The organism is Pseudomonas marginalis (genome assembly GCF_001645105.1).
GTDB classification, from domain to species: domain Bacteria; phylum Pseudomonadota; class Gammaproteobacteria; order Pseudomonadales; family Pseudomonadaceae; genus Aquipseudomonas; species Aquipseudomonas petroselini.
Window position 1 is genome coordinate 125,268 of the sequence record NZ_LKEG01000015.1, and the last position, 10,701, is coordinate 135,968.

At 55.1% G+C, this 10,701-nt stretch carries 10 protein-coding genes and 4 tRNA genes; all 14 read right to left on the reverse strand.

Translation table 11 applies throughout. The annotated features are described in order from the left end of the window. Nucleotides 1-59: 59 nt before the first annotated feature. A complete protein-coding gene (gene rpoB, locus AO064_RS02005; RefSeq protein WP_015886138.1) occupies nt 60-4,133 on the reverse strand; it encodes a DNA-directed RNA polymerase subunit beta in 4,074 nt (1,357 codons plus the stop codon). 219 nt (nt 4,134-4,352) lie between these two features. Further along, nucleotides 4,353-4,718, reverse strand: a complete 366-nt coding sequence (gene rplL / locus AO064_RS02010) for a 50S ribosomal protein L7/L12 (RefSeq protein WP_003210093.1) — start codon at nt 4,716-4,718, stop codon at nt 4,353-4,355. A gap of 78 nt (nt 4,719-4,796) precedes the next feature. After that, nucleotides 4,797-5,297 carry a 50S ribosomal protein L10 gene (gene rplJ, locus AO064_RS02015; RefSeq protein WP_015886139.1) on the reverse strand — a complete coding sequence of 167 codons (501 nt, stop codon included), beginning with the start codon at nt 5,295-5,297 and terminating at the stop codon, nt 4,797-4,799. Nucleotides 5,298-5,496: 199 nt separating this feature from the next. Next, complete coding sequence (gene rplA, locus AO064_RS02020; RefSeq protein ID WP_003232403.1) at nt 5,497-6,192, reverse strand: 50S ribosomal protein L1; 696 nt, start codon at nt 6,190-6,192, stop codon at nt 5,497-5,499. Next, nucleotides 6,192-6,623, reverse strand: a complete 432-nt coding sequence (gene rplK, locus AO064_RS02025; protein ID WP_003176435.1) for a 50S ribosomal protein L11 — start codon at nt 6,621-6,623, stop codon at nt 6,192-6,194. Before rplK ends, rplA begins: the two co-directional genes overlap by 1 nt. A gap of 117 nt (nt 6,624-6,740) precedes the next feature. After that, complete coding sequence (nusG, locus tag AO064_RS02030; RefSeq protein ID WP_003176436.1) at nt 6,741-7,274, reverse strand: transcription termination/antitermination protein NusG; 534 nt, start codon at nt 7,272-7,274, stop codon at nt 6,741-6,743. 9 nt (nt 7,275-7,283) lie between these two features. After that, on the reverse strand, nt 7,284-7,652 hold the full coding sequence (gene secE, locus AO064_RS02035; RefSeq protein WP_003194658.1) for a preprotein translocase subunit SecE: 369 nt from the start codon (nt 7,650-7,652) through the stop codon (nt 7,284-7,286). 45 nt (nt 7,653-7,697) lie between these two features. Further along, nucleotides 7,698-7,773, reverse strand: a tRNA-Trp gene (locus tag AO064_RS02040). Between the two features lie 161 nt (nt 7,774-7,934). Continuing rightward, a tRNA-Thr gene (locus AO064_RS02045) sits at nt 7,935-8,010 on the reverse strand. A 26-nt stretch (nt 8,011-8,036) separates the two neighbouring features. Then, nucleotides 8,037-8,110: transfer RNA gene (locus tag AO064_RS02050), tRNA-Gly, on the reverse strand. A gap of 23 nt (nt 8,111-8,133) precedes the next feature. Beyond that, nucleotides 8,134-8,218: transfer RNA gene (locus AO064_RS02055), tRNA-Tyr, on the reverse strand. Nucleotides 8,219-8,361: 143 nt separating this feature from the next. Beyond that, on the reverse strand, nt 8,362-8,808 hold the full coding sequence (locus AO064_RS02060) for a hypothetical protein (protein WP_015886140.1): 447 nt from the start codon (nt 8,806-8,808) through the stop codon (nt 8,362-8,364). 7 nt (nt 8,809-8,815) lie between these two features. Continuing rightward, nucleotides 8,816-9,565 (reverse strand): pantothenate kinase, encoded by a 750-nt coding sequence (locus tag AO064_RS02065; protein ID WP_064052235.1) that lies wholly within the window; start codon nt 9,563-9,565, stop codon nt 8,816-8,818. Then, the gene (birA, locus tag AO064_RS02070) at nt 9,555-10,514 is read right to left on the reverse strand and encodes a bifunctional biotin--[acetyl-CoA-carboxylase] ligase/biotin operon repressor BirA (protein ID WP_064052236.1); all 960 of its coding nucleotides are present in this window, start codon (nt 10,512-10,514) and stop codon (nt 9,555-9,557) included. Before birA ends, AO064_RS02065 begins: the two co-directional genes overlap by 11 nt. Nucleotides 10,515-10,701: the final 187 nt, after the last annotated feature.

A 10,701-nucleotide genomic window follows, 5' to 3' on the forward strand; every position in this document is an offset into this window, starting at 1 on the left:
TTCCTCCTGGCGGAGCAGAGAGCGGGCTAAACAGCCCCGCTCTCGATTCGCGTCACGTGTTATTCGGTTTCCAGATCGATATCGATGCCGAGGGAACGAATTTCTTTGATCAACACGTTGAAAGACTCGGGCATGCCCGGCTCCATACGGTGATCGCCGTCCACGATGTTTTTGTACATCTTGGTCCGACCGTTCACATCGTCCGACTTCACTGTGAGCATTTCTTGCAGAGTGTAAGCAGCACCGTATGCTTCCAGTGCCCAGACCTCCATCTCCCCGAAACGCTGACCACCGAACTGAGCCTTACCACCCAGCGGCTGCTGGGTAACCAGGCTGTACGAACCGGTAGAACGAGCGTGCATCTTGTCGTCTACCAAGTGGTTCAGCTTCAGCATGTACATGTAGCCAACAGTAACCGGGCGCTCAAACTTGTTACCGGTACGGCCGTCGAACAGCTGCATCTGGCCGCTTTCTGGCAGATCTGCCAGTTTCAGCATGGCCTTGATTTCGCTTTCCTTGGCACCGTCGAACACCGGGGTAGCCATTGGAACGCCGCCGCGCAGGTTCTTCGCCAGATCCAGGATTTCCTGGTCGGAGAAGGTATCCAGCTCTTCTTTGCGGCCGCCGATCTCGTTGTAGATCTCGTGCAGGAACTTGCGCAGGTCAGCGACCTTGCGCTGCTCTTCGATCATACGGTTGATCTTCTCGCCCAAACCTTTAGCCGCGAGGCCCAGGTGGGTTTCAAGGATCTGACCAACGTTCATACGCGAAGGTACGCCCAATGGGTTGAGGACGACGTCGACCGGGGTGCCATTGGCATCGTGCGGCATGTCTTCAACCGGCATGATCACGGAGACCACACCCTTGTTACCGTGACGACCGGCCATCTTGTCGCCCGGCTGGATGCGGCGACGGATTGCCAGGTAAACCTTGACGATTTTCAGCACGCCTGGAGCTAGGTCATCGCCCTGCTGCAGTTTGCGCTTCTTATCTTCGAACTTGTCGTCCAGCAGACGGCGGCGATCAACGATGTAGGCCTGGGCCTTCTCGAGCTGCTCGTTCAGAGCATCTTCAGCCATGCGCAGTTTGAACCACTGGCCGTGCTCAAGACCGTCGAGGATTTCGTCGGTGATGTCCTGACCTTTTTTCAGGCCTGCGCCGCCTTCGGCCTTGTGGCCTACCAGCGCGGAACGCAGACGTTCGAAGGTCGCGCCTTCAACGATACGGAACTCTTCGTTCAGGTCCTTGCGGATCTCGTCGAGTTGAGTCTTCTCGATGGACAGCGCACGAGCATCACGCTCAACACCGTCACGAGTGAAGACCTGTACGTCGATGACAGTGCCCTTGGTACCGGTAGGTACGCGCAGGGAGGTGTCTTTAACGTCGCTGGCTTTTTCACCGAAGATGGCACGCAGCAGTTTTTCTTCCGGCGTCAGTTGGGTCTCGCCTTTCGGAGTGACCTTACCAACCAGGATGTCGCCTGCGCCTACTTCAGCACCTACGTAAACGATACCGGCTTCGTCCAGCTTGTTCAGTGCAGCTTCACCCACGTTCGGGATGTCTGCAGTGATTTCTTCTGGCCCAAGCTTGGTGTCACGTGCCACACAGGTCAGTTCCTGAATGTGGATCGTGGTGAAACGGTCTTCTTGAACAACACGCTCGGACAGGCAGATGGAGTCTTCGAAGTTGAAGCCGTTCCATGCCATGAACGCGATGCGCATGTTCTGACCCAGTGCCAATTCACCCATGTCGGTGGACGGGCCGTCAGCCATGATGTCGCTGCGCTGAACGCGATCACCCTTACGTACCAGCGGACGCTGGTTGATGCAGGTGTTCTGGTTCGAGCGGGTGTATTTGGTCAGGTTGTAGATGTCGACACCGGCTTCGCCAGTTTCAACTTCGTCATCGGCAACACGAACCACGATACGGCTCGCATCAACGGAGTCGATCACGCCGCCACGACGAGCCACGACGCAAACGCCGGAGTCACGGGCTACGTTACGCTCCATGCCGGTACCTACCAGCGGCTTGTCAGCACGCAGGGTGGGTACAGCTTGACGCTGCATGTTGGAACCCATCAACGCACGGTTGGCGTCATCGTGCTCCAGGAACGGGATCAGCGACGCAGCAACCGAAACTACCTGCTTCGGCGATACGTCCATCAAGGTGACGTCTTCCGGCGCCTTGACGGTGAACTCGTTCAAGTGACGAACAGCTACCAGCTCGTCGATCAGGACTTTCTTGTCGTTCATCGTGGCCGAAGCCTGAGCGATCACGTGATCAGCTTCTTCGATGGCGGACAGGAATACGATCTCGTCGGTGACCAGAGCGTCTTTCACCACACGGTACGGGCTCTCGAGGAAGCCATACTGGTTGGTGCGCGCATAAGCGGCCAGGGAGTTGATCAGACCGATGTTCGGACCTTCCGGCGTTTCGATCGGGCATACACGACCATAGTGCGTCGGGTGTACGTCACGAACTTCAAAGCCTGCACGTTCACGCGTCAGACCGCCCGGGCCCAGTGCGGAAACACGGCGCTTGTGGGTGATCTCGGAGAGCGGGTTGTTCTGGTCCATGAACTGCGAGAGCTGGCTGGAACCGAAGAACTCTTTCACCGCCGCAGCCACTGGCTTGGCGTTGATCAGGTCTTGCGGCATCAGGCCTTCGCTTTCAGCCATCGACAGACGCTCTTTGACCGCACGCTCAACACGTACCAGGCCAACGCGGAACTGGTTCTCGGCCATTTCGCCTACGCAGCGAACACGACGGTTACCCAGGTGGTCGATGTCATCGACAATGCCTTTGCCGTTACGGATGTCGACCAGAGTCTTCAGGACCGCAACGATGTCTTCCTTGCACAGCACGCCTGAACCTTCGATTTCGGTACGACCGATACGACGGTTGAACTTCATCCGGCCGACCGCAGACAGGTCATAACGCTCAGGGCTGAAGAACAGGTTGTTGAACAGGGTTTCGGCAGCGTCTTTGGTTGGTGGCTCGCCAGGACGCATCATGCGATAGATCTCGACCAGCGCTTCCAATTGGTTGCTGGTGGAGTCGATCTTCAATGTGTCGGAGATGAACGGACCGCAGTCGATATCGTTGGTATACAGGGTCTCGATGCGAACGACCTGAGCCTTGGCGATTTTTGCCAGGATCTCGGTGTTCAGCTCGGTGTTGCACTCAGCCAGGATTTCGCCTGTGGCCGGGTGAACAATAACCTTAGCGGTGGTGCGACCCAGGACGTAGTCCAGAGGCACATCCAGCGACTTGATACCGGCTTTTTCGATCTGGTTGATGTGGCGCGCAGTAATACGACGGCCAGCCTCAACAATGACCTTGCCCTTTTCATCCTGGATGTCCAGTACGGCAATTTCACCACGCAGACGCGAAGCAATCAGCTCCAGGCTGAGGGTTTCATCCTTCAGGCTGAATACGTTGGTGGTGTAGAAAGCGTCCAGCACTTGCTCAGTGGTATAGCCGAGCGCACGCAGCAGTACCGAGGCCGGCAGCTTGCGACGACGGTCAATACGCACGAACACGCAGTCTTTCGGGTCGAACTCGAAGTCCAACCACGAACCGCGGTACGGAATGATCCGCGCGGAGTACAGGAGTTTGCCGGAGCTGTGCGTCTTGCCGCGGTCGTGGTCGAAGAACACGCCCGGGGAACGGTGCAGCTGGGAAACGATAACACGCTCGGTACCGTTGATAACGAAGGTACCGTTCTCAGTCATCAATGGGATTTCGCCCATGTAGACTTCTTGCTCTTTGATGTCCTTGATCGCTTTGTTCGACGATTCTTTGTCGAAAATGATCAGGCGGACTTTTACCCGCAAAGGTACGGCGTACGTGACACCGCGCAACACGCATTCTTTGACATCAAATGCCGGTTCGCCCAGGCGATAACCGACGTACTCCAGCGCAGCATTGCCGGAGTAGCTGATGATCGGGAAAACGGATTTGAAGGCCGCATGCAGGCCCACGTCGCGGAACTGATCTTTGGTCGCTCCCGCCTGCAAGAATTCACGATACGAATCCAGCTGGATAGCCAGAAGGTACGGGACATCCATGACGTCCGGCAACTTGCTAAAGTCCTTGCGGATACGTTTTTTCTCAGTATATGAGTAAGCCATCAGCGTTCCCCAGCTTGGTCACCTGCTTGTTTGGCCCTCCCGACGGGAGCAGCCAGAAAATCTCGCAAACCCCATGGTTTGCACCACCGCATCGGGTGGCTACAGCACGTTAATGGCGGCGACCGAGTCGACAGCCAAGAACGGAAAAAGGCCGGTGGCAAGAGCCACCAGCCATCAGCCTTCAGCTTAACGCTTGGGCTGGAGACGCAAGGTCGATGCTTACTTCAGCTCGACTTTAGCGCCTGCTTCTTCCAGAACAGCTTTGGCTTTGTCAGCGGCGTCTTTCGACACTGCTTCCAGAACCTGGGCTGGAGCGCCGTCAACTACAGCCTTGGCTTCTTTCAGGCCCAGACCGGTCAGTTCACGTACTGCCTTGATCACGTTTACTTTCTTCTCGCCAGCTTCCAGCAGCATGACGTTGAATTCGGTTTGCTCTTCAGCAGCGACAGCAGCAACAGCTGGGCCAGCGGAAGCAGCGGCAGCGGAAACGCCGAATTTTTCTTCGAAAGCTTTGATCAGCTCAACAACCTGCAGAACCGACATTTCAGCTACGGCGTTGAGGATATCGTCTTGGGAGATAGACATTGCTGTATTTCCTGAATTGGGGGACGGCCTACGCGGCCATCGAAATAAACAAAAATACGCGAGAGAAGTTGTTCAGCCTTAGGCTGCGGCAGCTTCTTTTTGCTCGCGAACTGCGGCCAGAGTACGAGCCAACTTGCTGGTAGCGCCTTGAATCACGCTCATCAGCTGAGAAATAGCTTCGTTACGGGTCGGCAGTGTTGCCAGTACGTCGATTTGGTTAGCTGCGAGGAACTTGCCCTCGAACGCAGCTGCCTTGATCTCGAACTTATCCTGACCCTTGGCGAATTCCTTGAACAAACGGGCAGCAGCGCCAGGATGGTCGGTGGAGAACGCAATCAGGGTCGGGCCGGTGAACACGTCGTTGAGGACACTGTATTCAGTGTCAGCAACAGCGCGCTTGAGCAGGGTGTTACGTACAACACGTACGTATACGCCAGCTTCACGAGCCTCTTTACGGAGTCCGGTCATAGCGCTTACTGTCACACCACGGGCATCAGCCACGACAGCGGACAGAGCAGCTTTGGCAGCCTCGTTGACTTCAGCGACGATGGCCTTCTTGTCTTCGAGATTAATTGCCACGGGTTTAACTCCTGCTTGTTACCGTTTCATCTGGCCGGAGCCGGATGTCGTTTTGGTGTCTGATTCGGTAAGGAACCGGGAGCACCATCTGCGTAGGCTTGAGGTTTAAGACTTACGTCGCCTACGGTCTTGGATAGCCCCCGCCAGGCAGGGACCCCAATTTTTTCAATTGACGCGATTTCTCGCGTCAACCTGTGTCTTATACGTCCAGCGAGCCTTGGTCGATGACCAGACCTGGGCCCATAGTGGTACTCAGGGTAACGCGCTTGACGTAGATACCTTTCGAGGAAGCCGGCTTGATACGCTTCAGATCAGCGATCAGGGCTTCAACGTTTTCCTTCAGCTTGACGGCGTCGAAGCCGACTTTGCCAACGGAGGTGTGGATGATGCCGTTTTTGTCGGTGCGATAACGAACCTGACCAGCCTTGGCGTTTTTAACCGCGGTGGCTACGTCTGGGGTTACGGTGCCGACTTTAGGGTTAGGCATCAGACCACGTGGACCGAGGATCTGACCCAACTGACCCACAACGCGCATTGCATCCGGGGAAGCAATAACTACGTCATAGTTCAGGTCGCCGCCTTTCATTTCGGCAGCCAGGTCGTCCATGCCAACGCGGTCAGCGCCAGCGGCCAGAGCAGCTTCAGCTGCCGGGCCTTGGGTGAAGACAGCTACACGTACAGTCTTGCCAGTACCGTGTGGCAGCACAGTTGCGCTACGAACGACCTGGTCGGATTTACGTGGGTCAACACCCAGGTTTACAGCAACGTCAACGGACTCGCTGAACTTGACAGTCGACAGCTCGGTCAGCAGGGCAGCAGCGTCTACAAAGTTGTAGGCCTTGCCTGCTTCGATTTTGCCGGCGATAGCCTTTTGGCGCTTGGTCAGCTTAGCCATTACACACCCTCCACGTTAAGGCCCATGCTACGAGCAGAACCGGCGATGGTACGCACGGCTGCATCCATATCAGCTGCAGTCAGATCCGCGTTTTTGGTTTTCGCGATTTCTTCCAGCTGAGCACGAGTCACGGTGCCAACCTTAACGGTGTTCGGACGAGCGGAACCGCTAGTCAGACCAGCAGCTTTCTTCAACAGAACCGAAGCCGGGGTCGACTTGGTTTCGAAAGTGAAGCTACGGTCGCTGTATACAGTGATGATCACTGGAGTTGGCAGACCTGGCTCAAGACCCTGAGTACGGGCGTTGAAGGCCTTGCAGAACTCCATGATGTTCACGCCGTGCTGACCCAGAGCTGGACCGACGGGTGGGCTAGGGTTGGCCTGAGCGGCCTTCACTTGCAGCTTGATGTAAGCGGTAATCTTCTTGGCCATGAGGCACTCCAATTACGGGTTCAAACGCCTCGAAAGGCTCCCCGGTTACTTGCGCGTTTATCCCAGTGACGACAAAACCCCACAGCCTAGGGCTGCGGGGTTGGGATGCTTGCTCAGCTAGACCTTCTCGACCTGACTGAACTCCAACTCTACCGGGGTAGAGCGACCGAAAATGAGCACTGCCACTTGGATCCGGCTCTTTTCGTAGTTAACTTCTTCGACAGTACCGTTGAAATCAGCAAACGGACCATCTGTGACACGAACAACCTCACCCGGCTCGAAGAGCGTCTTCGGCTTAGGCTTGTCGCTACCATCAGCAACACGACGCAGAATTGCTTCCGCCTCTTTGTCGGTGATCGGAGCAGGCTTATCAGCGGTACCGCCAATGAAACCCATAACACGAGGAGTGTCCTTGACCAAGTGCCAAGTACCTTCGTTCATGTCCATCTGTACTAGCACGTAGCCAGGGAAGAACTTACGTTCACTTTTACGCTTCTGGCCATTCCGCATTTCAACCACTTCTTCAGTGGGAACCAGAATTTCGCCGAAGCCATCTTCCATGCCTGCCAGCTTTACGCGCTCCAGCAAAGAGCGCATAACATGCTTCTCGTAACCCGAGTAAGCATGCACAACGTACCAACGCTTAGCCACGGGACACCCTTAGCCAACAATCAAGGAAACAAGCCAGCCGAGCAGGGAATCAAGCCCCCACAACAGCAACGCCATAACCAGAACAACAGCCACAACAATCAACGTGGTCTGCGTGGTTTCTTGGCGAGTCGGCCAAACGACTTTACGGATTTCGGTGCGAGCTTCCTTTACCAGGACCGCAAAAGACTTGCCTTTAGCAGTCTGCAGGCCCACAAAGGCAGCTACAGCAGCAAGGGCAAGCAAAGCGAGCACACGGTACAGGATCGGCGAAGCAGAATAGTACTGATTGCCAACAACGCCTACGACCACCAAGGCGACTACAGCGAGCCACTTGACCAGATCGAAACGAGAGCTTTGAGCTTCAGCCTTAGGAGTCATCTATGAAGATCCTGTGAAAAGAAAGCCAGATACACCACGTGAATCTGGCAGGTCAGGAGGGAATCGAACCCCCAACCTACGGTTTTGGAGACCGTCGCTCTGCCAATTGAGCTACTGACCTAAAACAAAATCAGGCCGACCATTATGCAGGCCTGAAAAAGACTTTACAACAACCACACCCTATAGACTTGAAATCACCTAGCAACAAAGCCAAGCACAACACCATCAAGCCGAGGCAGCTGTTAAAACAAAGGCAGATATTTTCATATCTGCCTTGTTATATGGAGCTCTTGAGCGGATTTGAACCGCTGACCTCACCCTTACCAAGGGTGTGCTCTACCAACTGAGCTACAAGAGCAAAACACCGTGCACAACCTGCAAACTTGGAGCGGGTAGCGGGAATCGAACCCGCATCATCAGCTTGGAAGGCTGAGGTTCTACCACTAAACTATACCCGCGGAGCTTGCAGCTCACGCTAAAATGGTGGAGGGGGAAGGATTCGAACCTTCGAAGTCGTAGACGTCAGATTTACAGTCTGATCCCTTTGGCCGCTCGGGAACCCCTCCTAAGCGAGCCGGCATTTTACATTACGCCGACCTTCTGTCAAGCATTTTCTCATTTAAAAATATGAGGTTAGCTGCATTGACCTTAGCTTCACGCTGTCGACCTTAAAGGTCTTCACTGCGAAGCGGGCGCCATTCTATGCAAACTATTCGAGAGTTGCAACGCCTTCGCACAACATTATTTTATGTTTTAACTCATTGAATTCCTTAGCAAGGTTTTCAAAGGGCAGATCGTCAGCCAGGCGTCGACTTTCAGGGGCCACACGCAGCCAGTAGCCAGATGCGTCCGCAGTATTCAGCAGCTGAACCTTGACCTTTATATCCAAGCTTAGGAGCCGCTGCTCAACAGACTGCGCTTGACGCTGGTCCGCAAACCCACCGATATACAGGCAAGTATTTTGCGCTTCAGATGCTTTTGCGCGCTCTCTACGCACCACAGCATCGGAGGACTCACTGAGCAGTCGAATATCCTGCTGCGAGCCCTTGTAAAGGCTCAGAGGCGTGACATCTTTAGCGCGCAAAGGGGCTTCTTGCTGATGCCAAATGTAATAGAAGGCATTGAGAACAAGTAAAAGCAAAAATAGCCAACGCATAATCACCTCAGGACAAAGGACAAGCCATCGCCAAACCGACAAATACCAGATCGGGCACGAGCTCCGCCTGCGGCACTGCATCCACCACCAAATCAGCATCCCCCCCAGTCAGAAATACGGTGAAGTCATCGCCCCAGTAGCTTCGCGCCAACTCTAACTGAGTCAGTACAAACCCTCTCAGCATCAGCGTACAACCGCGCTCCACGGCCTCCACAGTCGTACGACCGGGAGAAAGACGCTCCAGCGCCCTTTCCGCGGCGTCGTCGTCATACCGAATCTTGCGCGTATGCGTTCGCAGTTGGTTGCGCATGAGGGGCATACCTGGGCAAATGAAGCCACCCAAGTGCTCACCATCCGCCGCAATAAAATCTGCTGTGGCAGCCGTACCAAAATCAAGTACCAGGCAAGCGCCGCGCGCCAGCTTGAATCCACCCAGCATCGCCAGCCAACGATCGAGCCCCAGACGCTCGAAATCTTCGTAGCCGTTGCGTACTCCGGCCATTTCTCGTGCCGGGGCAGCGCAGGAAACGGTAACCCCAAAAGCCTCGTGCAAGGCCTCGACCAGCTTACTTGTTTCTTCCAGGGCCCGAACGCTGACCAATCGGCAGCGCGTCAGCAGCAATCGAGGCAGCGCTGACAGATTTTCAATCAATGCCAGATCAGAACGAACAACCCCCTCCGCAGAGGCACTTGCGGAACCCGAATCAAGCACACGCCACTTGATAAAGCTATTCCCACAGTCGAGCTCAAGAATCATCACGCAACCTCAGGCTTAACTCACCACCACTGTATATTTTCTCAACGCCCTCAACACTCAAACGCAACGCCCCCTGACGGTCTACACCCAGTACAACCCCATCGACCTGGTTGACACCCGCAATGAGAGACACCTGCCGCCCCTGCCAAGCGTGACTCTGCTCCCACTCCTCTTGAAGCGCGACAAAACCACCCTCCCGATGTCGGTCAAGGTAGCGCTGCAGCTGTACACCCAATTGCGCCACCAGAGCATTGCGATCAACAGAAGAGCCTGTCTCAAGCAGCACCGAAGTCCATTGCTGATCCACCTCGTCAGCCCTCTGCATGTTCACATTTATGCCTATTCCGAGGACAACGTGACAGATATCAGCCGGGTCTCCTATCAACTCCAGCAAAATCCCGGCGATCTTCTTCTGCCCTACCAGCACATCGTTTGGCCATTTCAGTGCCGCCCCACGCACGCCTGACTCGCGTAAAGCCTGCATCACCGCCAAGCCCACAACGAGACTTAGGCCCTCCAATTGCCGAAGGCCAGACTCAATGCGCAACACAAGGCTGTAATAAACATTTTGTGCGAACGGACTGACCCACTTTCGCCCTCTTCTGCCTCTTCCCGCGGTTTGCTGCTCGGCAAGCACCAGGAACGGCGCCGCACATCCAGCATCGACAAGGCGCAAAGCTTCGGCATTCGTGGAGTCAATGGAATCAGAGATATGAACGGGCCATGCCAAGACGGGCGCATTCATCGCGATACCTTCAGCACTCAAGAACACCAGCGGCGACGCCAACTGATATCCCTTGCCACGAACCTTATGAATGGACAGATTCAATTCAGCCTCAAGGTGCTGGAGCTGCTTCCAGACAGCACTACGGCTAACGCCCAGGGCAGCACCCAGTGCTTCTCCGGAGTGGAATCGTCCATCTTTCAGAAGTTTTAACAACGTCAGCATGCAAGTATCGCCTCACAAAGAGGCACGCATGATAGCCATGCGCAGGGTCATTGCATAGAAACGCCGGACTTTAGGACTGAAAGCAACCGTAGCGCACCTCTATGCATTTTCGACCGCCCAAAACAAAACCCCATCTGCTTTCGCAAATGGGGTTTCGGAATTTAATCTTGACGATGACCTACTCTCA

Coding starts and splice junctions, on each gene's coding strand:
- secE (WP_003194658.1), bottom strand. CDS start 7,652: ATGACTCCTAAGGCTGAAGCTCAAAGCTCTCGTTTCGATCTGGTCAAG.
- AO064_RS02060 (WP_015886140.1), bottom strand. CDS start 8,808: ATGCGTTGGCTATTTTTGCTTTTACTTGTTCTCAATGCCTTCTATTAC.
- rplK (WP_003176435.1), bottom strand. CDS start 6,623: ATGGCCAAGAAGATTACCGCTTACATCAAGCTGCAAGTGAAGGCCGCT.
- rplA (WP_003232403.1), bottom strand. CDS start 6,192: ATGGCTAAGCTGACCAAGCGCCAAAAGGCTATCGCCGGCAAAATCGAA.
- birA (WP_064052236.1), bottom strand. CDS start 10,514: ATGCTGACGTTGTTAAAACTTCTGAAAGATGGACGATTCCACTCCGGA.
- rplL (WP_003210093.1), bottom strand. CDS start 4,718: ATGTCTATCTCCCAAGACGATATCCTCAACGCCGTAGCTGAAATGTCG.
- AO064_RS02065 (WP_064052235.1), bottom strand. CDS start 9,565: ATGATTCTTGAGCTCGACTGTGGGAATAGCTTTATCAAGTGGCGTGTG.
- rpoB (WP_015886138.1), bottom strand. CDS start 4,133: ATGGCTTACTCATATACTGAGAAAAAACGTATCCGCAAGGACTTTAGC.